23 protein-coding genes and 1 pseudogene are annotated in these 24,422 nt (G+C 65.0%); 17 read left to right on the forward strand and 7 right to left on the reverse strand.

The features are described from left to right. Positions 1–2 precede the first annotated feature (2 nt). The 11 genes from lpxD to HB681_RS08190 all read left to right on the forward strand — a co-directional run bounded on the left by lpxD (position 3) and on the right by HB681_RS08190 (position 11,366). Complete coding sequence (gene lpxD, locus HB681_RS08140) at positions 3–971, forward strand: UDP-3-O-(3-hydroxymyristoyl)glucosamine N-acyltransferase (protein ID WP_213954286.1); 969 nt, start codon at positions 3–5, stop codon at positions 969–971. Between the two features lie 16 nt (positions 972–987). After that, positions 988–1,434 (forward strand): 3-hydroxyacyl-ACP dehydratase FabZ, encoded by a 447-nt coding sequence (gene fabZ, locus HB681_RS08145; protein ID WP_213954287.1) that lies wholly within the window; start codon positions 988–990, stop codon positions 1,432–1,434. A gap of 11 nt (positions 1,435–1,445) precedes the next feature. Further along, a complete protein-coding gene (gene lpxA, locus HB681_RS08150; RefSeq protein WP_213954288.1) occupies positions 1,446–2,234 on the forward strand; it encodes an acyl-ACP--UDP-N-acetylglucosamine O-acyltransferase in 789 nt (262 codons plus the stop codon). Between the two features lie 48 nt (positions 2,235–2,282). Further along, positions 2,283–3,434, forward strand: coding sequence for a lipid-A-disaccharide synthase (gene lpxB / locus HB681_RS08155; RefSeq protein WP_213954289.1), 1,152 nt, complete (start codon positions 2,283–2,285; stop codon positions 3,432–3,434). Further along, the gene (gene rnhB / locus HB681_RS08160) at positions 3,406–4,113 is read left to right on the forward strand and encodes a ribonuclease HII (RefSeq protein ID WP_213954290.1); all 708 of its coding nucleotides are present in this window, start codon (positions 3,406–3,408) and stop codon (positions 4,111–4,113) included. The genes lpxB and rnhB overlap by 29 nt, the downstream gene beginning before the upstream one ends. Then, the gene (locus HB681_RS08165) at positions 4,110–4,889 is read left to right on the forward strand and encodes an RNA methyltransferase (protein ID WP_213954291.1); all 780 of its coding nucleotides are present in this window, start codon (positions 4,110–4,112) and stop codon (positions 4,887–4,889) included. Before rnhB ends, HB681_RS08165 begins: the two co-directional genes overlap by 4 nt. A 138-nt stretch (positions 4,890–5,027) precedes the next feature. Further along, positions 5,028–6,212, forward strand: a complete 1,185-nt coding sequence (carA, locus tag HB681_RS08170) for a glutamine-hydrolyzing carbamoyl-phosphate synthase small subunit (protein WP_213954292.1) — start codon at positions 5,028–5,030, stop codon at positions 6,210–6,212. After that, positions 6,205–9,429 (forward strand): carbamoyl-phosphate synthase large subunit, encoded by a 3,225-nt coding sequence (carB, locus tag HB681_RS08175; RefSeq protein WP_213954293.1) that lies wholly within the window; start codon positions 6,205–6,207, stop codon positions 9,427–9,429. The genes carA and carB overlap by 8 nt, the downstream gene beginning before the upstream one ends. An 86-nt stretch (positions 9,430–9,515) precedes the next feature. Next, positions 9,516–10,385, forward strand: a complete 870-nt coding sequence (locus HB681_RS08180; RefSeq protein ID WP_213954294.1) for a Kdo hydroxylase family protein — start codon at positions 9,516–9,518, stop codon at positions 10,383–10,385. Between the two features lie 64 nt (positions 10,386–10,449). Further along, the gene (greA, locus tag HB681_RS08185; protein ID WP_213954295.1) at positions 10,450–10,926 is read left to right on the forward strand and encodes a transcription elongation factor GreA; all 477 of its coding nucleotides are present in this window, start codon (positions 10,450–10,452) and stop codon (positions 10,924–10,926) included. A gap of 5 nt (positions 10,927–10,931) precedes the next feature. Further along, entirely contained in the window at positions 10,932–11,366 is a 435-nt protein-coding gene (locus tag HB681_RS08190) for a DUF4149 domain-containing protein (protein WP_213954296.1), read from the forward strand. A 4-nt stretch (positions 11,367–11,370) separates the two neighbouring features. Here the strand turns inward: HB681_RS08190 and HB681_RS08195 are convergent, their stop codons facing one another. Both HB681_RS08195 and HB681_RS08200 read right to left on the reverse strand, forming a co-directional pair. Next, the gene (locus HB681_RS08195) at positions 11,371–12,138 is read right to left on the reverse strand and encodes a glycosyltransferase (protein ID WP_213954297.1); all 768 of its coding nucleotides are present in this window, start codon (positions 12,136–12,138) and stop codon (positions 11,371–11,373) included. Positions 12,139–12,141: 3 nt separating this feature from the next. Further along, positions 12,142–12,621, reverse strand: a complete 480-nt coding sequence (locus tag HB681_RS08200; RefSeq protein ID WP_213954298.1) for a YhbY family RNA-binding protein — start codon at positions 12,619–12,621, stop codon at positions 12,142–12,144. An 82-nt stretch (positions 12,622–12,703) separates the two neighbouring features. On the opposite strand from HB681_RS08200, the gene HB681_RS08205 reads away from it, so the two are divergent. From HB681_RS08205 to HB681_RS08225, 5 genes are all read left to right on the forward strand, one after another. Beyond that, positions 12,704–13,372, forward strand: coding sequence for an RlmE family RNA methyltransferase (locus HB681_RS08205; RefSeq protein WP_213954299.1), 669 nt, complete (start codon positions 12,704–12,706; stop codon positions 13,370–13,372). 171 nt (positions 13,373–13,543) lie between these two features. After that, positions 13,544–15,463 (forward strand): ATP-dependent zinc metalloprotease FtsH, encoded by a 1,920-nt coding sequence (gene ftsH / locus HB681_RS08210; protein WP_213954300.1) that lies wholly within the window; start codon positions 13,544–13,546, stop codon positions 15,461–15,463. 64 nt (positions 15,464–15,527) lie between these two features. Continuing rightward, positions 15,528–16,382, forward strand: a complete 855-nt coding sequence (gene folP / locus HB681_RS08215; protein ID WP_213954325.1) for a dihydropteroate synthase — start codon at positions 15,528–15,530, stop codon at positions 16,380–16,382. Next, positions 16,379–17,713, forward strand: coding sequence for a phosphoglucosamine mutase (glmM, locus tag HB681_RS08220; RefSeq protein WP_213954301.1), 1,335 nt, complete (start codon positions 16,379–16,381; stop codon positions 17,711–17,713). The genes folP and glmM overlap by 4 nt, the downstream gene beginning before the upstream one ends. 13 nt (positions 17,714–17,726) lie before the next feature. Next, positions 17,727–18,206 (forward strand): GNAT family N-acetyltransferase, encoded by a 480-nt coding sequence (locus HB681_RS08225; RefSeq protein WP_213954302.1) that lies wholly within the window; start codon positions 17,727–17,729, stop codon positions 18,204–18,206. A gap of 78 nt (positions 18,207–18,284) precedes the next feature. Here the strand turns inward: HB681_RS08225 and HB681_RS08230 are convergent, their stop codons facing one another. From HB681_RS08230 to HB681_RS08250, 5 genes are read right to left on the reverse strand one after another with little or no spacing between them, the layout of a single operon-like run. Beyond that, positions 18,285–19,556, reverse strand: coding sequence for an acyl-CoA dehydrogenase family protein (locus tag HB681_RS08230; RefSeq protein WP_213954303.1), 1,272 nt, complete (start codon positions 19,554–19,556; stop codon positions 18,285–18,287). Between the two features lie 30 nt (positions 19,557–19,586). Next, positions 19,587–20,672, reverse strand: coding sequence for a phosphotransferase (locus tag HB681_RS08235; protein ID WP_213954304.1), 1,086 nt, complete (start codon positions 20,670–20,672; stop codon positions 19,587–19,589). A 34-nt stretch (positions 20,673–20,706) separates the two neighbouring features. Next, positions 20,707–21,426, reverse strand: a complete 720-nt coding sequence (locus HB681_RS08240; RefSeq protein WP_213954305.1) for a Crp/Fnr family transcriptional regulator — start codon at positions 21,424–21,426, stop codon at positions 20,707–20,709. 57 nt (positions 21,427–21,483) lie between these two features. Further along, positions 21,484–22,263: an enoyl-CoA hydratase gene (locus tag HB681_RS08245; protein ID WP_213954306.1), complete on the reverse strand. Its 780-nt coding sequence runs from the start codon at positions 22,261–22,263 to the stop codon at positions 21,484–21,486. Between the two features lie 8 nt (positions 22,264–22,271). Next, a complete protein-coding gene (locus HB681_RS08250; protein ID WP_213954307.1) occupies positions 22,272–23,792 on the reverse strand; it encodes a 3-hydroxyacyl-CoA dehydrogenase in 1,521 nt (506 codons plus the stop codon). 85 nt (positions 23,793–23,877) lie between these two features. On the opposite strand from HB681_RS08250, the pseudogene HB681_RS08255 reads away from it, so the two are divergent. Continuing rightward, positions 23,878–24,422, forward strand: a pseudogene (locus HB681_RS08255) (hypothetical protein); the annotation flags it as partial.

Consider the following 24,422-nt stretch of genomic DNA (forward strand, 5'->3'; position numbering starts at 1 on the left):
GAGTGGCGTTGCGCCTCGGAGCCATAGTCGATGCCCTCGGAGGAGAACTCCAGGGCGACGCGGACCTGGAGATTGCGCGGCTCGCGCCCCTTCAAAACGCCAGTCCCGATTCGCTCAGCTTCCTGAGCAATCCGAAGTTGGTGAAGGAACTGGCCATTTCGCTCGCGGCTTGCGTGATCGTGTCGCCGGCAATGCGCGAGCAGGCAGCGGCGCGCGGCGCCTTCATCGTCACGCCCGATCCTTATCTCTACTTTGCGCGGCTCACGCAATTCTGGAAGCGTGCCCACGCCAGGCCGGACAGCCAGCCGCGCATACACCCCAGCGCGGTGGTCGACCCGGAGGCCCGCGTCGATCCGACGGCACGGATTGGCCCGTTGTGCGTGGTGGAGCGGGGCGCACGCATCGGGGCCGACACGGTGCTGAAGTCGAGCGTGACCGTGAGCGAGGATTGCCAGATCGGTGCGCGCTGCCTGCTGCATCCCGGCGTCGTGATCGGCGCCGACGGCTTCGGCCTGGCACCGGATCGGGGCACGTGGGTCAAGATCGAGCAACTGGGAGCGGTGCGCGTCGGTGATGATGTCGAGATCGGCGCCAACACCTGCATTGACCGCGGCGCGCTGGAAGACACCGTGATCGAGGACGGCGTCAAGCTCGACAACCTGATCCAGGTGGGCCACAACGTGCGCATCGGCAAGCACACGGCCATGGCGGGATGCTCGGCCGTCGCCGGCAGTGCGGTCATCGGGCCGCATTGCACGGTCGGTGGCGCGGGCATGGTGCTGGGTCATCTCACGCTGGCCGAAGGCGTTCATATCTCGGCTGCATCGCTCGTGACGCGTTCCATCCTCAAGCCTGGCCAGTACACCGGCGTGTTCCCCATCGACGACAATGCCGCGTGGGAGAAGAACGCGGCCACGCTGCGGCAACTCCATGCCTTGCGCGACCGGATCAAGGCCCTCGAAAAGAAGTGATTGCAGGACAGGAACCATGACGACGCTCGATATCCACCAGATTCTTAAATTGTTGCCGCACCGCTATCCGTTCCTGCTGGTGGACCGGGTGCTCTCGATGGAAAAGGGCAAGCGCATCACGGCACTGAAGAACGTGACGATGAACGAACCGTTCTTCAACGGCCACTTTCCGCACCGGCCGGTGATGCCAGGCGTGCTGATGCTCGAAGCCATGGCGCAGGCTGCCGCGCTGCTGTCTTTTCATTCGCTGGACATGGTGCCCGACGACAACACGGTCTATTACTTTGCCGCCATCGACGGCGCGCGTTTCAAGCGGCCGGTGGAGCCGGGCGATCAGCTCACGCTGGAGGTCACCATCGACCGCATGAAGGCCGGCATCTCGAAGTTCAGCGGCCGCGCGCTGGTGGGCACCGAGCTCGCCTGCGAAGCGACGCTGATGTGCGCGATGCGTCAAATCAACTGAGCTGCGCGGGCATGACGCTAGTCCACGCGACGGCCATCGTCGATTCCGGGGCGCAGCTCGACCAGACGGTCACCGTGGGCCCCTATGCGGTCATCGGTCCTCATGTGAGGGTGGGGGCGGGCACGACCATCGGCGCCCACTGCGTGATCGAAGGGCGCACCACCATCGGCGCCGACAACCGGATCTTCCAGTTCTCCTCGATCGGCGCGATTCCGCAAGACAAGAAGTACGCCGGAGAACCCACCGAACTGGTCATCGGGGACCGCAACATCATCCGCGAGTTCTGCACCTTCAACCTGGGCGTGCCCGGGGCGGGAGGCATCACGCGCGTCGGCGATGACAACTGGATCATGGCCTACTGCCACATTGCGCACGACTGCAATGTCGGCAACCACACCACACTGTCGAACAACACCACGTTGGCGGGACATGTCGACCTGGGCGACTGGGTGACGATCGGCGGCCTGGTGGGAATCCACCAGTTCGTGAAGGTCGGCCCGCATGCGATGGTCGGCTTTGCCACGGCGGTGTCGCAGGACGTGCCGCCCTACATGCTGGTCGACGGCAATCCGATGGCGGTGCGGGGTTTCAACGTCATCGGCTTGCGCCGTCGCGGCTTCACGGCGGAGCGGCTGGCAGCAGTCAAGCAGATGCACCGCCTGCTGTATCGCCAGGGCCGCACGCTGGACGATGCGCGCAGCGCGATCAGTGCGTTGGCCGCCGAGGTGCCCGAGGCTGCGGCCGATGTCGCGCTGATGAGCGACTTCCTCGCCGCCAGCACGCGCGGCATCGCACGGTGACGGCCTCCCCGCCTGCGCCCCCGGCGCGCAGCGCCATGGCACGCTGAAATGACGAGCTCTTCGGCACAACACCGGTTCGCACTCGTTGCGGGTGAAGCGTCCGGCGATCTGCTGGCGAGCCTGCTGCTGGATGGCTTGCAGGCGCGTTGGCCGGACATGCGTTCGGTCGGCATCGGCGGTCCTGGAATGCTGGCCCACGGCTTTGAAAGCTGGTGGCCGCAGGAGAAGCTCGCGGTGCGCGGCTATATCGAAGTACTGCGCCACTATGCCGAGATCGCCGGCATTCGCCGCCAGCTCAAGGCCCGCCTGCTGCGCGAGTGGCCGCAACTTTTCATCGGCGTCGACGCACCCGACTTCAACCTCGACCTGGAAGCCGGATTGCGCAGCCGCGGCATGAAGACGGTTCATTTCGTCTGCCCTTCGATCTGGGCCTGGCGTGCCGACCGGGCCGACAAGATCCGTGCGGCAGCGGACCACGTGTTGTGCATCTTTCCGTTCGAACCGGCACTGCTCGAAAAGCTGGGTATTGCCGCCAGCTACGTCGGTCATCCGATTGCCAACGTGGTGCCGATGGTGCCGGACCGGGCCGCAGCGCGCGCTGCGCTCGGCATCGAGCCCGACGTGCCCGTCGTCGCACTGCTGCCAGGCAGCCGGCGTTCCGAACTGCGCTACCTCGCATCGAGGTTCTTCGCGGCGGCGGCGCTGATGCAGCGTGCACGCCCTGAAGTCCAGTTCATCGCACCCACCATTCCTGCCTTGCGCGCCGAACTCGAGCAAATGCTGACGGTCAGTCCGATGGCCGGCAAGGTGAAGCTGCTGGAAGGCCAGTCGCACCTTGCGCTGGCCGCGTGCGACGCAACGCTGATCGCCAGCGGCACCGCCACGCTGGAGGCCGCGCTGTTCAAGCGGCCGATGGTGATCGCCTACAACATGCACTCGCTCTCGTGGCGGCTCATGCAGCGGCAGCAGTTGCAACCGTGGGTCGGATTGCCGAACATACTGTGCGGCGAATTCGTCGTGCCCGAGTTGCTACAGGATGCCGCCACGCCGGAAGCGCTGGCCGATGCCACGCTGACCTGGTTGTCTTCGCCGGACAAGGTCGCGGCGCTGGAGCAGCGTTTTGCGACGGTGCACGAGGAATTGCGCCGCGACACCCCGACACTTTGCGCCGATGCGATCCAGAAAGTTCTTGAAGGCTGAACAGGCCCCGCTGGTCTGGGATGCGCCGGGCCTGATGGCCGGCGTGGACGAGGCCGGCCGCGGCCCGCTGGCCGGCCCGGTCGTTGCCGCCGCGGTGATCCTCGACGACCTGCGGCCCATTCGAGGACTGGCCGATTCGAAGACGCTGACCGCGCTGCAACGCGAGCGCTTGCACGACCAGATCATGGCGAAGGCGCTTTGCTGCTCGGTGGCGCAGGCGAGCGTCGACGAGATCGACCAGTTCAACATCCTGCAGGCGACGATGATGGCCATGCGTCGCGCCGTGGACGGCCTGCGGCTCAAGCCGGCGAAAGTGCTGGTCGACGGCAACCGGCTGCCGGTGCTCGACGTGCTGGCCGAAGCCATCGTCAAGGGTGATGCGCGGGTGAAAGCCATTTCGGCCGCCTCGATCCTGGCCAAGGTGCACCGCGACCGCCTGTGCGAGCAGCTGCACCTGGAGTTTCCGCACTACGGCTTTGCCAATCACAAGGGCTACGGCACGCCGGAGCACATGGAGGCGCTGGAACGACACGGAGCCTGCGTGCATCACCGACGTTCGTTCAGCCCCGTTGCGGCTGCATATGCGCGCATGGGCACGGGCAACATCGCCGTCACGCATGAGGTCGTGGTCGCGAATGGGGTCGTCGTCGGGACGACCGGGATCGTGGCCGCGCAATGACCTCGCCCGAAGTCCAGCACATCACGTCGCGCGACAACCCGCTGCTGAAGGAGCTTCGCAAACTGGCGCAGGACCCTGGAGCCTATCGCAAGCTGGGCAGGCTCTGGCTCGAAGGCGACCACTTGTGCCGCGCGGCGCTCGCGCGTGGCGTGCGCCCGGCCGTTGCCGTCTTCTCCGAGTCGTTTTGGCCGTCGGCGCCGCCGGACTGGTCGCGGTCCGCCGGCAAGACTGTCGTCGTTGCGGACGCGCTGCTGGCCGCCGTCAGCGGACTCGAGTCGCCCGCGCCGATGGGTTTCGTGCTCGAACTGCCGGCCCGGGCGGAACTGATCGCGGATGCGCCCACGGTCGTGCTGGACAGGCTGCAGGACGCGGGCAATGCGGGCTCGATCCTGCGCAGTGCCGCGGCGTTCGGATTCATGCAGGTGGTGGCGCTCAAGGGCACCGCCGCGCTCTGGGCGCCCAAGGTGCTGCGGGCCGGCATGGGCGCGCATTTCGCTCTGCGGCTGATTGAAGGTATCACGGTCGACGCGCTCGATGCGTTGCGGGTGCCGCTGGTGGCGACAAGTTCGCACCGGGGCGATTGGCTGCACAAGGCCCGCCTTCCGCATCCTTGCGCCTGGCTCATGGGGCACGAAGGGCAGGGCGTATCGCCCGAACTGGAAGCGCGCGCGACCCACCACATCCGCATCGCGCAACCGGGCGGCGAAGAGTCACTCAATGTTGCCGCTGCGGCGGCGATATGCCTTCACGCAAGCGCAGCCTCGGCAAAAGCCTGAACTGCGCCGGCTATAATCAAGGGCTTTCCCGCATACACCCCCCGCCCACAGCGCACTAGCCGTACTCCTCGACGAAAGTCGCACCCTTCGAGTCAGATCCTGGGTGCACTCTGGGCGTCATCCATTCGGAGAACCCCAGTGCTTTTGTCTCTCAAGGGAGCTTTCCCGCCCGCCATCCTGGCGCTTGCAGACGGCACGGTCTTTCAAGGCAACTCGATTGGCGCCACCGGCGCCACCACCGGCGAAGTGGTGTTCAACACCGCCATGACCGGTTACCAGGAAATCCTGACCGACCCCAGCTATTGCCAGCAGATCGTGACGCTCACGTATCCGCACATCGGCAACTACGGCGTCAACTTGGAAGACATCGAGGCCGACAAGATCCACGCCGCTGGCCTGATCATCAAGGACCTGCCGCTCGTCGCATCCAACTTCCGCAAGACGGCGACGCTCAGTGAATACCTGGTGGCCGGCAAGACGGTCGCCATTGCCAACATCGACACGCGCAAGCTCACGCGCCACCTGCGCACGAATGGCGCGCAGAACGGCTGCATCCTGGGGCTGGCCGAAGGCGAAGCGGTGACGCAGGCGCTGATCGACAAGGCCATCGCTGCCGCCAAGGGTGCACCGAGCATGTCGGGTCTGGACCTGGCCAAGGTCGTGTCGGTCAAGCAGACCTACGAATGGAACCAGACCGAGTGGAAGCTGGGGTCGGGCTACGGCGTGCAGATCACGCCCAAGTTCCACGTCGTCGCCTACGACTTCGGCGTGAAGAAGAACATCCTTCGCATGATCGCCCAGCGCGGCGCGCGCATCACCGTCGTGCCGGCGCAGACGCCCGCGGCCGACGTGCTCAAGCTGAAACCGGACGGCATCTTCCTGGCCAACGGCCCCGGTGATCCGGAGCCTTGCGACTACGCGATCGATGCCGTCAAGGAACTGATCGAGACCGGCATCCCGACCTTCGGCATCTGCCTGGGCCACCAGATCATGGCGCTGGCCTCCGGCGCCAAGACCTTCAAGATGAAGTTCGGCCACCACGGTGCGAACCATCCGGTGAAGGACCTCGACAACGGCCGCGTGAGCATCACCAGCCAGAACCACGGCTTCGCAGTCGACGAGAAGACGCTGCCGGCCAACCTGCGCCCCACGCACATCAGCCTGTTCGACAACACGCTGCAAGGCCTGGCGCGCACCGACAAGCCGGCCTTCTGCTTCCAGGGCCACCCGGAAGCGTCGCCTGGCCCGCACGACATCAGCTACCTGTTCGACCGCTTCACGGCACTCATGGAAAAGAACAAGGCGGAGAACAAGAATGCCTAAGCGCACAGACCTCAAGAGCATCCTCATCATCGGCGCCGGCCCGATCATCATCGGCCAGGCCTGCGAGTTCGACTACTCCGGCGTGCAAGCCTGCAAGGCACTGCGCGAAGAAGGCTACAAGGTCATCCTGATCAACAGCAACCCCGCGACGATCATGACCGACCCGGCCACGGCCGACGTCACCTACATCGAGCCGATCACCTGGCAGACAGTTGAGAAGATCATCGCCAAGGAGCGCCCCGACGCGATCCTGCCGACCATGGGCGGCCAGACCGCGCTGAACTGCGCACTGGACCTGTGGCGCAATGGCGTGCTCGACAAGTACAAGGTCGAACTGATCGGCGCCACGCCCGAAGCCATCGACAAGGCCGAGGACCGCCTGAAGTTCAAGGACGCGATGACCAAGATCGGCCTGGGTTCGGCGCGTTCGGGCATCGCGCATTCGATGGACGAGGCCTGGGCTGTGCAGAAAACGGTCGGCTTCCCGACCGTCATCCGTCCCAGCTTCACGCTCGGCGGCACCGGCGGTGGCATCGCCTACAACCCCGAGGAATTCGACACCATCTGCAAGCGCGGCCTGGAAGCCTCGCCGACCAACGAACTGCTGATCGAAGAGTCGCTGCTCGGCTGGAAAGAGTACGAGATGGAAGTGGTGCGCGACAAGGCGGACAACTGCATCATCGTCTGCTCGATCGAGAACCTGGACCCGATGGGCGTGCACACCGGTGACTCGATCACCGTGGCGCCCGCACAGACGCTGACCGACAAGGAATACCAGATCCTGCGCAACGCCTCGCTGGCGGTGCTGCGCGAGATCGGCGTGGACACCGGCGGTTCGAACGTGCAGTTCTCGATCAACCCGAAGGATGGCCGCATGGTCGTCATCGAGATGAATCCGCGCGTGTCGCGTTCATCGGCACTGGCCTCCAAGGCAACCGGTTTCCCGATCGCCAAGGTCGCGGCCAAGCTGGCCGTGGGGTACACACTCGACGAACTGCGCAACGAGATTACCGGCGGCGCCACGCCTGCATCGTTCGAGCCAAGCATCGACTACGTGGTCACGAAGATCCCCCGCTTCGCCTTCGAGAAGTTCCCGCAGGCCGACTCGCGGTTGACGACGCAGATGAAGTCGGTTGGCGAGGTGATGGCCATGGGCCGCACCTTCCAGGAATCGTTCCAGAAGGCGCTGCGTGGCCTGGAAGTCGGCGTCGATGGCATGAACGAGAAGACGCAAGACCGCGAAGTGCTCGAGAAGGAACTGGGCGAGCCCGGCCCCGAGCGCATCTGGTACGTCGGCGATGCCTTCGCAATGGGCCTGAGCGTCGATGAAGTCTTCGCGCTGACGAAGATCGACCCGTGGTTCCTGGTGCAGATCGAGGAGATCGTGAAGATCGAGCTTGAGCTGGAAACCAAGACGCTCGACGACATCGACCGTGACACGCTTCTGGCACTCAAGAAGAAGGGCTTCTCGGACCGCCGCCTGGCATTCCAGTTGAAGACCACCGACACGGCCATCCGCGAGAAGCGCATCGCCCTGGGCGTGCGCCCGGTCTACAAGCGCGTCGACACCTGCGCAGCCGAGTTCGCGACCAACACCGCCTACATGTACTCGACCTACGAGGACGAGTGCGAAGCCGCGCCGACGAACAACAAGAAGATCATGGTGCTCGGCGGCGGACCGAACCGCATCGGCCAGGGCATCGAGTTCGACTACTGCTGCGTGCATGCAGCCTTGGCGATGCGCGAAGACGGCTACGAGACCATCATGGTCAATTGCAATCCCGAGACCGTGTCGACCGACTACGACACGTCGGACCGCCTTTACTTCGAGCCGTTGACGCTGGAAGACGTGTTGGAGATCGTCGACAAGGAAAAGCCCGTCGGCGTGATCGTGCAGTACGGCGGTCAGACGCCGTTGAAGCTCGCGCTTGGCCTCGAAGCCAACGGCGTGCCGATCATCGGCACCTCGCCCGACATGATCGATGCGGCCGAAGACCGCGAACGCTTCCAGCAACTGCTGCACAAGCTGGGCCTGCGCCAGCCGCCGAACGCCACCGCGCGCGCCGAACCCGAAGCGCTCACCAAGGCGGCCGAACTCGGCTATCCGCTGGTCGTGCGCCCGAGCTACGTGCTCGGCGGCCGTGCGATGGAAATCGTGCACGAGCAGCGCGACCTCGAGCGCTACATGCGCGAGGCCGTGAAGGTGAGCAACGATTCGCCCGTGCTGCTGGACCGCTTCCTGAACGACGCCGTCGAATGCGATGTCGACTGCATCCGCGACGCCACCGGCGCCACGCTGATCGGCGGCGTGATGGAGCACATCGAGCAGGCCGGCGTGCATTCGGGCGACTCCGCCTGTTCGCTGCCGCCGTACAGCCTCAAGGCTTCCACGATTGCCGAACTCAAGCGTCAGAGCGCCGCGATGGCCGAAGGGCTGAACGTGGTGGGCCTGATGAACGTGCAGTTCGCCATCCAGGAGAAGGACGGCCAGGACGTGATCTACGTGCTGGAAGTCAATCCCCGCGCCTCGCGCACCGTGCCCTTCGTGAGCAAGGCCACCGGCATTCAACTCGCCAAGGTGGCGGCACGCTGCATGGCCGGCCAGTCGCTGGCCGAGCAGGGCGTTACGAAGGAAGTCACCCCGCCGTACTTCAGCGTCAAGGAAGCCGTGTTCCCGTTCGTCAAGTTCCCGGGCGTGGACACCATCCTCGGCCCCGAGATGAAGTCGACCGGCGAAGTCATGGGCGTGGGCAAGACTTTCGGCGAAGCCTTCGTGAAGTCGCAGCTCGGCGCCGGCACGCACCTGCCGAAGTCCGGCAAGGTCTTCATCTCGGTGAAGAACAACGACAAGGCGCGCGCCGTTGAAGTCGCGCGCGGGCTGGCCACGCTCGGCTTCGACCTGATCGCCACCAAGGGCACGGCGGCGGCGCTCAACGCGGCTGGCGTGACCTGCGCGGTGGTCAACAAGGTCACCGAAGGCCGCCCGCACATCGTCGACATGATCAAGAACAACGAGATCGCATTGGTGATCAACACGGTCGAGGAGCGCCGCAATGCGATCACCGACTCGCGCCAGATCCGAACCTCGGCCCTGCTCGCGCGCGTGACGACCATCACGACCATCTTCGGCGCGGAAGCCGCTGTCGAAGGCATGAAGCACATGAACGAGCTGAGCGTGATCTCGGTGCAGGAAATGCACGCGCAGCTTGTGCAGTAACCTTCGTGTTTGTCCACTTCCGTGGGCGATTTCAGCGGGCCGGCGGACGTCGGTCTCGCCATGGTTCTGAACGGAGTACCGGCCCCATGGAATCTCAAGTTGTAGAAGTCGATCTGGCCGATTGGGCGGGTGCGCGGCCCAACGATGCGTGGATCACCGCGCTCGAAGCCGGCAAGGTCCTCTACTTTCCGCGCCTGGGTTTCGAACTCTTGCCATCCGAAGCCAGGTTGCTCGACCCGGCGCTGCTGGCGAAGGGTGTGCGCAACATCAGCCTCGATGGCGGCGGCAAGCTGAAGGGCGTGGAGGGCGACGAATCCGTCCAGCGTGCCGCCGAAGCCATGATCGGGCGGTTCCGTTCGCAGGCGCGCCAGCTCATCGACGGATTGCTGCCGCACTACAGCCCATCCTTGCGCATGGCGCCGACCAGTTACAGGCCGGCCCAGGTCGAATCGCGCGTGCAATCGTGGCGTGCCGACGATCGCCGCCTGCATGTCGATTCCTTTCCGTCGCGCCCCAATTACGGCGAGCGCATCCTGCGCGTGTTCACCAACCTCAATCCCCAGGGTGCACCGCGCGTCTGGCGCGTCGGCGAGCCCTTCGAGGCCGTTGCCCAGCGCTTCTTGCCACGCGCCAAGCCCTATTCGCACCTGCAAGCCAGCGTGCTCAAGATATTGCACGTCACCAAGTCTTTCCGCAGCGAATACGACCACCTGATGCTGCAACTCCACGACGCAATGAAGTCCGACATGGACTACCAGAAATCGTCGCCGCAGGAGACCGTGCCGTTCCCCCCGGGATCGGTGTGGGTTTGCTTCTCTGACCAGACTTCGCATGCCGTGATGTCGGGCCAGTTCATGGCGGAGCAGACCCTTCATTTGCCCGCTGCAAGCCAATACAATCCGCAGGCAAGTCCGCTGGCGATCCTGAGCCGGCTGACTGGACGAACCCTCGTCTGATCCGCACCCTCTGACACCGCCGAACGGCGACGTTCGGCGGTTTCGCTTTTTGAGACTACAAACCATGGCCACTATTCCGATCACCAAGCGCGGCGCAGAGAAGCTTCGCGCAGAACTCCACCGTCTGAAAACGGTCGACCGCCCGTGGGTCATCAATGCCATCTCCGAGGCCCGTGCCCAGGGCGACCTGAGCGAAAACGCCGAATACGAAGTCGCCAAGGACCGCCAGGGCTTCATCGAAGGCCGCATCCAGGAAGTCGAAGGAAAGCTTTCGGCAGCCCAGATCATCGACCCGGCGGCGCTCGATGCGGGTGGACGCGTCGTGTTCGGCTCCACGGTCGAGTTGGAGGAAGAAGAAACCGGCGAAGCGGTCAAGTACCAGATCGTCGGCGAGGACGAGGCCGACCTGAAGCTGGGCCTCATCAACATCTCCAGCCCCATCGCCCGCGCGCTGATCGGCAAGGAAGAGGGCGACACCGCCGAAGTGCAGGCGCCCGGCGGCCTCAAGCGGTACGAAATCGTCGCGGTTCACTACGTCTGACGAGGATGCGCGGCCTCGTTGCGCGCCTGCCCGGATTTGTCGCGGCGCTCTGGTGGGGCAGCCTGGGCACGATCGGTTTCCTGGTCGTGCCGCTCTTGTTCAAGAACCTGCCGACCCCCGCCATGGCGGGCGGCATGGCAGCCCGGTTGTTCACGGCGCAGACCTGGGTGTCGCTGGGCTGCGCCATGTTGCTATTGATGATGAGCCGGTCCGCCCGCATGCCTGATGTGGCAGCGCGGGTCCACGCGGCATTGCCGTTCGTGTTGTCGGGGCTTCTGCTGGCCTTGCTGGGCGAGTTCGGCGTCGCGCCGCGCATCGTGGCCCGCGACAACCTGCCGCTGTGGCATGCCGTCGGCAGCGGCATGTACCTGCTGCAATGGGTCTGCGCGGCGGTGGTGCTCTGGCGCGTGCTGCGGCAGTCGGACCCACCGCTGAACTGATCGCCTATTCGTGCCAGTGCTCGGCCACCCAGGTGGCGGGGCGAATGAAGCGGAACCGGCGGTTACGGCGGCCGGCCAGTGCATCAGGCGGATTGCATTCGCCGTGGAAGATCATCACGCGTGCGCCTTCCGGCACGAAGGGCCGCCGCCAGTAGTTACTTGGCCAGATCGGAATCCCGCCGTACTTGAAGCTCGGGCACCAGTCGCTGGGCCAGTACGACAGCTTGCCCTGCGCGTGCACATAGTCCGACAGGTAGGTCTGCTCGTTGCGAAACTTCTCGCGCATGGCGGTTTCGTTCGCGCGGAAGTAGTCCAGCACGTCGGCATGGGCGCCGATCGTGTAGCGGTACACCGATGAATTGCCGGTCACGCGCCACGGACGCCGGTAGTCCTTGATGATCACGAACTCGCCGGGCTGGGTGAAGAATTCGTCCAGGCTGCCGACCACCACGATGTCCAGGTCGAGGAACAAGGCCTGGCCATGCAATCCATAGACATCGGGCAGGTCGCGGCTCAGCGTGGTGAGCTTGCGCCAGGCGCGGTCGCGCACGCCGGCGGCCTCGGGGCGGATGTCGAGGCGCGGAATCGGAAAGCACTCGACCTCGCTGCGGATGCCGACGTTGTCGTCCGTCAGGCAGATGAAACGGAAGTCACCCGTCAGATGGCGGCGTGCCATCGCGTAGAGCTTGTTGACGTAGGTGGCCTCGTATTTCGTGCCCCACTTCATGCAGACGACGTGGCGCATCGGCTGCGCCGTTGGCTCCGCCGCCATCGCTCAGTCCGCCTGGCGCTGCTTCTTGACCGAGAGCGGCTTGCGCGGCTTGGCGCGCTTGATGTTGCCGCCGGCCGTCAGGCGCTGGTTGCCGAGCACCCGCAGCGTCTTGATCTCGGGGCGCTGGCCGGCACGCTTGCTGTACTTGACGACCTTGATGTCACGCGGGCCGGGCATCCGGTCCTCGTCGATCTCCTTGACCTTCTCCACCTTGGGGCGCCAGAGCACCAGCAACTTGCCGATGTGCTGGATCGGCGCGGCGCCGAGCGTGTCCGCCAGCGTATGCAGCATGGCGTCGCGCGCGAGCCGGTCGTCCGAGAACACGCGGATCTTGATCAGGCCATGAGCCTTCAGCGCGGCATCGGCTTCCTTGGTGACGGCGGGGGTGAGCCCGTCGCTGCCAATCATCACGATGGGGTTCAGGTGGTGCGCTTCGGAGCGGTGCTCCTTGCGTTGGGCGGGGGTCAATTGAATGGCGGGCATGGCCGTATTATCGAACCACTGTGAAACGATCCCTTGCATTCCCTGCTTTTCGACGCTGCGCAGCCCACCAGATCCGTTTCCCATGAGCACCAAGTCCACCGGCAAGAAGGTCAACAAGGCCTGGCTGCACGACCACATCAACGACCCCTGGGTCAAGCTGGCGACCCGCGAGGGCTACCGCGCCCGCGCCGCGTACAAGCTCAAGGAAATCGACGAGACGCTCGGGCTGATCAAGCCGGGCCAGCTCGTCATCGACCTCGGTTCGACACCAGGCGCCTGGAGCCAGTACGCCCGGCGCCGCATGGCTCCGGGCGGGGCGGCATCGGGCCAGCTGGACGGCACCATCATCGCGCTCGACATGCTGCCCATGGAGCCGATCGAGGGCGTGAACTTCCTGCTCGGCGACTTTCGCGAGCCGGAGGTGCTGGCGCGCCTGGAAGAGGCAATGCAAGGCCGCAAGGCCGACGTCGTGGTCTCCGACATGGCACCCAATCTCTCGGGCATTGCGTCGGCCGATGCAGCGCGCATCGCGCATCTGGTGGAACTTGCGGTCGACTTCGCGAATCAGCACCTGAGGCCCGAAGGCGCCCTGGTGACCAAACTGTTCCACGGCAGCAGCTACGACCCGCTGAACAAGCTGTTCAAGGACACGTTCAAGGTGGTCAAGAAGGTGAAACCGAAGGCCTCGCGCGACAAGTCGGCGGAAACCTTCCTCGTGGGCATCGGGCTCCGGACTACAGATACGCATTGATACGTCCGACGAATAACGGCCCATTTCGGGACATAACCGTGCTTAGCCTGTGGCTGCTGGGGTGAATAGAGGCTATTTCGCAGCTTGAAAAGCCTAAAATGGCCGCCAATTGCCTGCTTGGTGCGCGGATTTCCCGTCTTGTCACACGCACCGCCTGACTGGAGCTTCGGTTTGAATAATCAGTGGTTTTCGAAAATTGCCGTTTGGCTCGTCATTGCCATGGTGTTGTTCACCGTGTTCAAGCAGTTCGACACCCGCGGCGGCGCCGGTGCTGGCGCGGTGAGCTACTCCGAATTCCTGGACATGGTGCGCAGCAAGCAGATCAAGACGGCGTCCATCCCAGAGAGCCTGATGGGCGGCGAGATCGTCGCGGTCAGCACCGATGACCGAAAGATACGCACCAATTCCACCGGCCTGGACCGCGGCCTGGTCGGCGACCTGATCGACAACAACGTCAAGTTCGACGTGCGTCCCCGCGAAGAAGGTTCGCTGCTCATGACGCTGCTCGTGAGCTGGGGGCCAATGCTCTTGCTGATCGGCGTCTGGGTCTACTTCATGCGACAGATGCAGGGCGGTGGCAAGGGCGGGGCCTTCAGCTTCGGCAAGAGCAAGGCCCGCATGCTCGACGAGAACAGCAACACCGTCACCTTCGCCGACGTTGCTGGTTGCGACGAGGCCAAGGAAGAAGTGAAGGAGGTCGTCGACTTCCTGAAAGACCCGCAGAAGTTCCAGAAGCTCGGTGGCCGGATTCCGCGCGGCCTCTTGCTGGTCGGCCCTCCCGGCACCGGCAAGACCCTGCTGGCCAAGTCGATCGCGGGCGAGGCCAAGGTGCCTTTCTTCTCGATCTCCGGTTCCGACTTCGTCGAAATGTTCGTCGGCGTGGGTGCGGCCCGTGTGCGCGACATGTTCGAGAACGCCAAGAAAAACGCACCCTGCATCATCTTCATCGATGAAATCGACGCGGTCGGCCGTCAACGCGGCGCGGGCCTCGGCGGCGGCAACGACGAGCGCGAGCAGACCCTGAACCAGATGCTGGTCGAGATGGACGGCTTCGAAACCAACCTCGGTGTGATCGTCGTGGCTGCCACCAATCGCCCGGACATCCTGGACGCCGCCTTGCTGCGCCCCGGCCGCTTCGACCGCCAGGTCTACGTCACGCTGCCGGACATTCGTGGCCGCGAGCAGATCCTCGGCGTGCACATGCGCAAGGTGCCGCTCGGCCAGGACGTGAACCCGAGCATCATTGCCCGCGGCACGCCTGGCATGTCCGGCGCCGACCTGGCCAATCTCTGCAACGAGGCCGCCCTGATGGCTGCCCGCCGCAGCGCCCGCGTCGTCGAGATGCAGGACTTCGAGAAGGCCAAGGACAAGATCTTCATGGGCCCCGAGCGCAAGAGCATGGTCATGCCCGAGGAAGAGCGCCGGAACACGGCCTACCACGAGTCCGGCCATGCGTTGATCGGCAAGCTGCTGCCCAAGTGCGACCCGGTGCACAAGGTCACCATCATCCCGCGCGGCCGCGCCTTGGGCGTGACCATGAGCCTGCCGGCGCAAGACCGCTACAGCTACGACCGTGACTACATGCTGAACCAGATCAGCATGCTGTTCGGCGGCCGCATCGCAGAAGAAGTGTTCATGCACCAGATGACCACGGGCGCCAGCAACGACTTCGAACGCGCCACGCAGATCGCCCGCGACATGGTGATGCGCTACGGCATGACCGAATCGCTGGGCCCGATGGTCTACGCGGAGAACGAAGGCGAAGTGTTCCTTGGCCGCTCGGTCACCAAGACGACGAACATGAGCGAGTCGACCATGCAGAAGGTCGACGCCGAAGTGCGCCGCATCATCGACGAGCAGTACGCCCTGGCGCGCCGCCTGATCGAGGAAAACAGCGACAAGATGCACGCCATGGCCAAGGCCTTGCTCGAGTGGGAAACCATCGATACCGAGCAACTCGACGACATCATGGCCGGCAAGGAGCCGCGTCCGCCGAAGGACTGGACGCCGCGCATTCCGCCCTCGGGCAGCAGCGGTGGCGGCACCGGTGGTACCACCGTCAAGCCGGACCCGGCGCCGACTGCAGCGTGAGCGTTTTGCGTCGGCAAGCAACGGGGCCATCGGCCCCGTTTTTTCTTGGAGGCAGCGGTCGGCCATGAGCTTCTGGCAGACCTCCCGGTTTCGTATCGACCTCACGCAGCCGCGCGTGATGGGAATCGTCAACGTCACGCCTGATTCGTTCTCGGATGGTGGCAGCTACGCGGATACTTCGGCCGCGTTGCGGCATTGCGAAGCCTTGATCGCGCAGGGCGCAGACATCCTCGACATCGGTGGCGAATCGACCCGGCCAGGCAGCCCGGCGGTGCCGCTCGAACTGGAGTTGGCGCGCGTGTCGCCCGTCGTGCGGGAGGCCGTGGCGCTCGGCGTGGCGATCTCCGTCGACACTTACAAGCCCGAGGTGATGCGCGCGATGCTGGACATCGGCGCGGACATCGTCAACGACATCCGGGCATTCCGCCAACCCGGCGCGCGCGAGGTGGTTGCCGCCCATCCGGCTTGCGGCGTGTGCCTGATGCACATGCATCGCGACCCGCAAACCATGCAGCTGTCGCCGATGGAGGGCGATGTGGTGCCGCAGGTTCGAGCCTTCCTGGTCGACGCGGCGGATGAATTGCGGGCACTGCATATCGATGCCTCGCGCATCGTGCTCGATCCGGGCATTGGCTTCGGCAAGACGGTGCCCCAGAATTTCGCGCTGCTCGCGCGCCAGCACGAATTGCTCGCGACGGGTTATCCGCTGTTGGCGGGCTGGTCGCGCAAGTCCTCGCTCGGCGCGGTGACGGGCATTGCAGACGCGTCGGCCCGGCTGCTCCCCAGTGTGGTGGCGGCGGTGCTGGCGGTGGAGCGCGGCGCGCGCATCGTGCGTGTGCACGAGGTGCGCGAAACGGTGGAAGCGCTCGCCGTGTGGCGTGCGATGAATCAAGAACAACCGAGGAAGAACCCAACATGACACGCCAGTATTTCGGCACCGACGGCATTCGAGGCATGGTCGGCGTACCGCCCATCACGCCCGATTTCGTCCTGCGTCTCGCGCACGCCGTCGGCCGCGTGCTGAAGCAGAAGGAGGCGCGGCCAACCGTGCTGATCGGCAAGGACACGCGCATTTCCGGCTACATGCTGGAGTCGGCGCTGGAATCCGGCTTCAATTCTGCGGGCGTCGACGTCGTGCTGCTCGGCCCGCTGCCCACGCCGGGCGTGGCCTATCTCACGCGGGCCCAGCGTGCCAGCCTGGGCGTCGTCATCAGCGCCAGCCACAACGCCTTTCCGGACAATGGCATCAAGTTCTTCAGCGCGCAGGGCACCAAGCTCGATGACGACTGGGAACTGGCCGTGGAGGCTGCGATCGAGGCGCCGCCGGTGTGGGCCGATTCGGCCAACCTCGGCAAGGCGCGCCGCCTCAACGACGCGACCGGCCGCTACACCGAGTTCTGCAAGAGCACCTTCGCCAACGACCTGACGCTGCGTGGCCTCAAGCTGGTGGTCGATGCGGCCCACGGTGCGGCGTACCAGGTGGCGCCGCAGGTGTTCCATGAACTCGGCGCCGACGTCACGGTCATCGGCTGCGCGCCGGATGGGCTCAACATCAACAAGGGCGTGGGCGCGACGCATCCGCAGGCGCTGATCGACATGGTCAGGACGCAGCAGGCCGACTACGGCATCGCCCTCGACGGCGACGCCGACCGGCTGCAACTGGTCGACGCCAGCGGTCGCCTTTTCAATGGCGACGAGTTGCTCTACCTCATGGCCAACGAACGCCTTGCACGCGGCGAACAACTGCAAGGCGTGGTCGGCACGCTGATGACCAACAAGGCGGTGGAAGTCGCGCTGCGTGGCAAGGGCATCGACTTCGTGCGGGCCAAGGTGGGTGACCGCTACGTGCTGGAAGAACTGACCAAGCGCAACTGGGTGCTGGGCGGCGAAGGTTCGGGTCACCTGCTGGCGCTCGACCGCCACACCACCGGCGACGGCATCGTGAGCGCCCTGCAAGTGCTCCAGGCGTGCGTGCGGTCCGGCAAGAGTCTCGCGCAGTTGCTGGTCGATGTGACCCTGTTTCCCCAGACGCTTCTGAACGTGCGCCTGCGTGATGGGCAGGACTGGCGCAGCAACGCGTCACTGGCGGACGAGACCCGGCGCATCGAGGCTGAACTCGGCGACGGTGGCCGCGTGCTCATCCGCCCGAGCGGCACCGAGCCGCTGCTGCGCGTGATGGTCGAGGCGCGCGATCCGGCCCAGGCGGAAAGCTGCGCGCGCCGGCTCGTGGCCACGGTCGAGGCCGGTTGAACGGGAAGCCCCTGTGATCGAGATCAGGCTGGCCGACTACGGCGATTCGGCGGACGGCGCCGCCGTCATTTCATTGCTCGACACCTATGCGCGCGATCCGGCGGGCGGTGGCGCCGCCATTCCGCTCAAGCTGCTGACGCGTTTGCCGGGCGAGTTGGCGAAAAGGCCGCAGGCTTTCACCGTGCTCGCGATCGATGGCGACCTGGCGATCGGCCTGGTGAATTGCATCGAGGGCTTTTCGACCTTCGCCTGCAAGCCGCTCGTCAATGTCCATGACGTGGTGGTGCTGCCGCGCTATCGTGGCCAGCGCGTCGCACAACGCATGCTGGAGCGTGTGGAGCAGGAGGCGAGGGTGCGCGGCGCCTGCAAGCTCACGCTCGAAGTGTTGTCGGGGAATGCCAGCGCGATCCGCGCCTATGAGCGTGAAGGTTTCGGGCCTTATTCGCTCGATCCGGCCTTCGGCACTGCGGTGTTCATGCAGAAGAAGCTCTGACAAAAAAAGGCCGCGGCGAATCGATCACCGCGGCCCTCACCCCCAGCCTTCTCCCGGAGGGAGAGGGAGGAAGATAGATCAGAAGCGCGTGATGGGCATCTCCGCTTCGCGCTTGTCGGCCGAGTACTTGCCCAGTTCCCATTTGGCGATCGCATTGCGGTGCACTTCGTCCGGACCGTCGGCAAAGCGCAGCGTGCGTGCGTGGGCGTAGGCCATGGCGAGCGGGAAATCGTCGCTCATGCCACCGCCGCCGTGCACCTGCATGGCCCAGTCGATAACCTGGCAAGCCATGTTCGGCGCCACGACCTTGATCATCGCGATCTCGTTCTTGGCGACCTTGTTGCCGGCCACGTCCATCAGCCAGGCAGCCTTGAGCGTCAGCAGGCGGGCCATGTCGATCTTGCAGCGGGCTTCGGCGATACGTTCCTGCGTAACGGTTTGCGAGGCGACCGTCTTGCCGAAGGCGACGCGCGACGAGGCGCGCTTGCACATCAGTTCGAGTGCGCGCTCGGCCACGCCGATCAGGCGCATGCAGTGGTGGATGCGTCCCGGGCCAAGGCGGCCCTGGGCGATCTCGAAGCCACGGCCTTCGCCGAGCAGGATGTTGTCGACAGGCACGCGCACGTTCTCGAAGTGCATCTCGACGTGGCCGTGCGGTGCGTCGTCGTAGCCCATCACGTTGAGCGGGCGCACGATGCGGATGCCCTTGGCGTCGGCCGGCACGATGACCATGCTCTGCTGCGAATGCTTCGGCGCGTCCGGGTCCGTCTTGCCCATGGTGATGTACACGGCGCAGCGCGGATCGGCCGCGCCGGAGATCCACCACTTGTGGCCGTTGATGACGTATTCGTCGCCCTGGCGCTCGATGCGGGTCGCGATGTTGGTGGCGTCACTCGACGCAACCGCAGGCTCGGTCATCGCGAAGGCCGAGCGGATCTCGCCGTCCAGCAGCGGCTTGAGCCAGCGCGCCTTGATCGCCTCGGAGCCGTAGCGCGCGATCGTTTCCATGTTGCCGGTGTCCGGCGCGGAGCAGTTGAAGGCCTCGCTGGCCCAGGGCACCGCGCCCATGATCTCGGCGAGCGGCGCGTATTCCTGGTTCGTGAGGCCCGCACCCGCATAGCCGGCGACATGCGCGCTGTCGACGGGCAGGAACAGGTTCCAGAGGCCCTGCGCCTTGGCCTTTTCCTTGACCTTCTCGACAGTCTTCAAGGCGCTCCAGCGCTTCCCGGCTGCCGTGTTGGCGGCCAGTTCGGCGGTGTAGTCGGCCTCGGCCGGGTAGATATGCTCGTCCATGAAAGCGCGCACGCGCTTTTGCAGTTCTTGTGTCTTGGCCGAATACTCGAAGTCCATCTTTGCTGTCTCCAGGGGTGAAAAGGGTCGTCAGGCGCGTTGGGCGAAGGCCAAGGCCATCTCGGCCATCGGGCGTGCGCCGCGGCCGGATGCCACGGCTTGCTCGCTTGACGCGGTGCCGGCCTCGACCCGCTTGGCAATGCCTTGCAGGATCGCGGCCATGCGGAACAGGTTGTAGGCCTGGTAGAAGTTCCAGTCGGGCGCCAGCGCCTCGGGCGTGGTGAGGCCGGTGCGCTCGCAATACTTGCGGATGTATTCGCTCTCGGTCGGAATGCCGAGGCTCTTGTGGTCGAGCCCGCCGATCCCGCGCGACATGCCTTGCGGGATGTGCCACGACATGCAGTGGTAGCTGAAGTCCGCCAGCGGATGCCCAAGCGTGGAAAGCTCCCAGTCCAGCACCGCGATCGGGCGCGGTTCGGTGGCGTGGAACATCAGGTTGTCGAGCCGGAAGTCGCCATGCACGATGCTGGTCATCTTCTCGTCGCGCGCGCTGGCCGGCATGTTGGCGGGCAGCCATTCCATGAGCTTGTCCATCTCGGGGATCGGCTGTGTGATGGAGGCGAGGTACTGCTTGCTCCAGCGACCGATCTGCCGGTCGAAATAGTTGCCCGGCTTGCCGTAGTCGGCCAGGCCGCGATCGGCGAACTTGACCGTATGCAATGCGGAGATGACGCGGTTCATCTCGTCGTAGATCTTGCCGCGCTCTTCGTTGCGCATGCCGGTCAGCGACTGGTCCCACAGTACGCGGCCGGCCATGAATTCCATGACGTAGAAGGCGCGGCCGATGACGCTTTCATCCGTGCAAAGGCAGTACATCCGCGGCACCGGCACATCGGTGCCGGCAAGCCCGCTCATGACTTTGTACTCGCGCTCGATCGCATGCGCGGAGGGCAGCAGCTTGGCCACCGGGCCGGGCTTGGCGCGCATCACATAGGCCTGGCCGGGCGTGATGAGTTTGTAGGTCGGATTCGACTGGCCGCCCTTGAACATCTCGACCGTCAGAGGGCCCTTGAAGCCGTCGAGGTTGGCTTCGAGCCAGCCGGTCAGGGCCTCGATGTCGAAGGCATGCTGCGACGAAACGGCACGCGTGCCGATGAAATTCTGGAAGTCGGTCATGTCGGTGTGTCGCAGGCGCGTTCAGGGGTGGTCATCAAATATCTGCGTCCGAGATGCGCATGAGCGCGCTGCGATCGAGTACCACGAGGCCGCCCGGTTCGATGCGGATCGCGTTCTCCCGCTCCATGGCCTTGAGTTCCTGGTTGACGCGCTGGCGCGAGGCGCCGAGCAATTGCGCCAACTCTTCCTGCGCGAGTTGCAGGCCGATGCGCATCTGGCTGCCGTCGTCCAGGTTGGGCACGCCATAGCTGCGCACCAGGTGAATCAGTTGCTTGGCCAGGCGTGCGCGCAAGGGCAGGGTGTTGAGGTCTTCCACCAGTCCGAAGAGCGTGCGGATGCGGCGCGCCTGCAGCCGCATCAGCGCTTCGTAGAGCTCCACATGGGCTGCGAGGATCTTCTGGAAATCGGCACGCGCCACGTTCAGCGTGGTCGTGTCGCCGCGTGCATAGGCATCGTGCGTGCGCCTGTCCCCGTCGAACATCGCCACATCGCCGAACCAGATGCCCGGTTCCACATAGGTGAGCGTGACCTGCTTGCCCGACACCGCCGTCGAGCTCACTCGCACCGCGCCCTTGGCGCAGGCGATCCAGCATTCGGGCGGATCGCCGCGTGCAGCCAGCAGGTCGCCGTCCTTGTAGCGTTTGACGAAAGCACATCGGAGGATGTCGTGACGAAGCGAGGGTGAGAGAGATGAGAACCAGCGACCGGAGTTGATCGCTTCTCGTTCTTCGATGGTAAGAATGGGGTCGTCCATTGGTCTGTCCTGTCGGCGACTGAAAAGGGGTCGGATTGTCGCTGCCGCGACCCGGTGCTATTCGTAGCGCGGCTTTGTCTTGGCGAGGAAGGCGGCAATGCCGATGCCGGCATTCGCATGGTGAAGGTTGCGCACGAAATGATCGCGCTCCTGCGCCAGATGGTTCACCAGCGTGGCGCCCCTGGCTTCGTTGAGCAGTTCCTTGATGCTGGCCAGCGCATTGGGTGCGCGTGCGCCGAGGGTGTCGGCCAAGGCCATTGCCCCTTGCAGGGCCTGGCCAGGTTCCGTTAGCTTGTTGACCAGTCCCAACTCGTGCAGCCGAGTGGCCGCGATGCGCTCGCCGTTCATGAGCCATTCGCTGGCGATCTGGCGCGGCAGCGCCTGCGCGAGTTGCCAACTCAGGCCGCCATCGGGGGAGAGCGCGACGTTGCTGTATGACGCGGCAAACACCGCATCGCGCGCCGAGACCACGAAGTCGCAGGCCAGCGCGAGCGAGAAGCCCGCACCCGCAGCCGCTCCTTCGACGGCGGCGATGATCGGCTTGGGGAATGCGCGGATCGAGTCGATCCAGTTGTGCAGCCCGTCGATGCTTTCGGCCTGTACCGACGGATCGCGTTCACGGTTGCCGGCCAGGCGCTGCAGCGAACCGCCGGCGCAGAACCAGGCGCCTTCGCCGACGATCACGACGTTGCGCACGTCTGCGCAGTTGTCGGCTCCGTTCAGCGCTTCCACGCCCGCGGCATACATCTCCGGCCCGAGCGCATTGCGCATCGACGGGTTGCTGATCGTCAGCACCATGGTCTGGCCTTCGGTGCGGCTCTTGAGTTCTGCGGTCATGGGTCTCCCTATTCTTCTTCGTGCAACATGCTCAATCCCAGCGCACCGCGCCGACGCAACCACGGGCTGGGGCGATAGCGCGGATCGCCATAGACGGTCTGCAGGTTGAACAGTACTTCGAGGATGTTGGTCGGGCCGTAGAGGTTGCCCATCGCCAGCGGCCCTTGCGGATAGCCGAGGCCGCGCGTCACGGCCACTTCCAGGTCGGCCGGCGTGCACACGCGCTGCTGGCACATGTCGGCCGCAATGTTCACGATGGACGCGATCACGCGCTGCGTGACGAAGCCGCCACTGTCGCGAATCACGCTCACTGGCTTGCCGTCACGGCCAAACAGCGCGTGCGCCGCATTGCGCATGTCGATGCGCGTGGCCGGGTTGGTGGCCAGCACGCGGCGCTTGGTGGCAGCGTCGTCGATCAGCATGTCGATACCCACGGTGCGCGTGGCGTCGAGGCGTTCCACGGCAGCCGCCGTCGTCACATCGAAACCGAGCGGCGCCACCAGGATCAGCGCAGCCGGGGAGGGCGTCGCACCCGACTCGATCTGGCCGCCGAGTTCGTGCACCAGCTTGATCAACTCGGCACGGCGCGAGGCGCGTGGCGAGATCCAGAACGAGGGAAGCGCATCGACCACCGGCGCTGGCGGTTCGGCCGCCACCTGCATCGCACCGTCGGCGTAGCGGTAGAAGCCCTCCGATGTCTTGCGGCCGAGCACGTCGGCCGCCACGCGCTGGGCCGCGATCGCGCTCGGGCGATAGCGAGGCTCCTCGTAGTACTGCCGGTAGATCGACTCCATCACCGGATGCGACACGTCCAGCCCGGTGAGGTCCATCAATTCGAACGGACCCAGCTTGAAGCCAGCCTGATCGCGGAGGATGCGGTCGATGGTGGCGAAATCGGCCACGCCTTCGCTGACGATGCGCAACGCCTCGGTGCCATAGGCGCGGCCAGCGTGATTCACGATGAAGCCCGGCGTGTCCTGCGCCTGGACTGCCTTGTGCCCCATCTGCCCGGCGTACCCGGCCAGGCGCGCACAGACGTCGGTGGACGTCCTGAACCCGGCGACAACTTCGACAACCTTCATCAGCGGAACCGGGTTGAAGAAATGAAAACCGGCGAAGCGCTCGGGATGTCGCAATGCCTTGCCAATTGCTGTTACAGAAAGCGACGAGGTGTTGGTCGCCAACACCGTTGAAGGCGCGACGATATCTTCCAGTTCGCGAAACAACTGGCGTTTCACTTCAAGGTCTTCGATGATCGCCTCAATCACCAGATCGCAATGCGCCAGCTCCCGGGTCGTTGTGGCGGCATGAACCCTTGCAACGAGTGCATCGCGCTCAGTCGCTTCGAGCCGGCCCTTGTCGTGCAGTTTTCCCCACTGCTCGGCGAGCGTGCCCAAGGCGCGTTCGGCGGCGCCGGGCATGTTGTCGACAAGCCATACCTCGCTGCCGGCCTGCGCGGCCATTTGGGCGATTCCCCGCCCCATGGCGCCTGCACCGACAATGGCGACATTGGAAAAATTCACGGTCATTTGATAAAAGTCTCCTGCTGAAAGAATTTGGTGTATCACCGTGTCAAAATGTGTTTACTTTAGATTGCAGAGTACCCATCCAATCTTGAAACATCGACGCACCGCGGCAACCCTGATTCTGTTGGGGCTCGCACTCCCATCGTTCGCCTTGACGATCGGCCGCCCGCAAGGTGCGGCATGGATCGGCAAGCCGCTCGATCTGGTGATTCCTCTGACGCTGGGTGACGGCGAAGGAAACTCCTTGTGCATCGAGGGCGAGGTAGTGCAGGGTGATACACGCATTGACGACAAGCGGGTGACTTTATCCCTTGAACCGGGTGCATCGGCGGCCGCACCGCGATTGCATGTGCGCACAACCGTTGCAATTGAAGAGCCGGTGGTCAACGTCACGGTGCGCGCCGGCTGCGATGCGCGGTCGAATCGCACATTCGTCCTGCTGGCGGACGTGCCGATGGAGGCGGCGAGCCTGCCTTCCACGTCGCGATTCGCGGCAACCCCTTTGCCATCCACCGGTTCGTCGACGGACTCGGGCTTTGGCGAGCGCGGTGGGCGCGGATCGCGCGGCGCGGGCGCCGGCAGCGAATTCGGATCGGGTGCGGGATCGTCGGCGCCAGCGCCGGTGCGCCGCGC

The sequence above is a fragment of the Variovorax sp. dw_954 genome, assembly GCF_018449755.1.
Taxonomy (GTDB): Bacteria; Pseudomonadota; Gammaproteobacteria; order Burkholderiales; family Burkholderiaceae_C; genus Variovorax.

What these genes read in the sequence shown, in the direction of transcription:
- fabZ (WP_213954287.1), top strand. Translation starts at nt 988, where the DNA reads ATGACGACGCTCGATATCCACCAGATTCTTAAATTGTTGCCGCACCGC.
- lpxA (WP_213954288.1), top strand. Translation starts at nt 1,446, where the DNA reads ATGACGCTAGTCCACGCGACGGCCATCGTCGATTCCGGGGCGCAGCTC.
- lpxB (WP_213954289.1), top strand. Translation starts at nt 2,283, where the DNA reads ATGACGAGCTCTTCGGCACAACACCGGTTCGCACTCGTTGCGGGTGAA.
- rnhB (WP_213954290.1), top strand. Translation starts at nt 3,406, where the DNA reads ATGCGATCCAGAAAGTTCTTGAAGGCTGAACAGGCCCCGCTGGTCTGG.
- HB681_RS08165 (WP_213954291.1), top strand. Translation starts at nt 4,110, where the DNA reads ATGACCTCGCCCGAAGTCCAGCACATCACGTCGCGCGACAACCCGCTG.
- carB (WP_213954293.1), top strand. Translation starts at nt 6,205, where the DNA reads ATGCCTAAGCGCACAGACCTCAAGAGCATCCTCATCATCGGCGCCGGC.
- HB681_RS08180 (WP_213954294.1), top strand. Translation starts at nt 9,516, where the DNA reads ATGGAATCTCAAGTTGTAGAAGTCGATCTGGCCGATTGGGCGGGTGCG.
- greA (WP_213954295.1), top strand. Translation starts at nt 10,450, where the DNA reads ATGGCCACTATTCCGATCACCAAGCGCGGCGCAGAGAAGCTTCGCGCA.
- HB681_RS08190 (WP_213954296.1), top strand. Translation starts at nt 10,932, where the DNA reads ATGCGCGGCCTCGTTGCGCGCCTGCCCGGATTTGTCGCGGCGCTCTGG.
- HB681_RS08195 (WP_213954297.1), bottom strand. Translation starts at nt 12,138, where the DNA reads ATGGCGGCGGAGCCAACGGCGCAGCCGATGCGCCACGTCGTCTGCATG.
- HB681_RS08200 (WP_213954298.1), bottom strand. Translation starts at nt 12,621, where the DNA reads ATGCCCGCCATTCAATTGACCCCCGCCCAACGCAAGGAGCACCGCTCC.
- HB681_RS08205 (WP_213954299.1), top strand. Translation starts at nt 12,704, where the DNA reads ATGAGCACCAAGTCCACCGGCAAGAAGGTCAACAAGGCCTGGCTGCAC.
- folP (WP_213954325.1), top strand. Translation starts at nt 15,528, where the DNA reads ATGAGCTTCTGGCAGACCTCCCGGTTTCGTATCGACCTCACGCAGCCG.
- glmM (WP_213954301.1), top strand. Translation starts at nt 16,379, where the DNA reads ATGACACGCCAGTATTTCGGCACCGACGGCATTCGAGGCATGGTCGGC.
- HB681_RS08230 (WP_213954303.1), bottom strand. Translation starts at nt 19,556, where the DNA reads ATGGACTTCGAGTATTCGGCCAAGACACAAGAACTGCAAAAGCGCGTG.
- HB681_RS08235 (WP_213954304.1), bottom strand. Translation starts at nt 20,672, where the DNA reads ATGACCGACTTCCAGAATTTCATCGGCACGCGTGCCGTTTCGTCGCAG.
- HB681_RS08240 (WP_213954305.1), bottom strand. Translation starts at nt 21,426, where the DNA reads ATGGACGACCCCATTCTTACCATCGAAGAACGAGAAGCGATCAACTCC.
- HB681_RS08245 (WP_213954306.1), bottom strand. Translation starts at nt 22,263, where the DNA reads ATGACCGCAGAACTCAAGAGCCGCACCGAAGGCCAGACCATGGTGCTG.
- HB681_RS08250 (WP_213954307.1), bottom strand. Translation starts at nt 23,792, where the DNA reads ATGACCGTGAATTTTTCCAATGTCGCCATTGTCGGTGCAGGCGCCATG.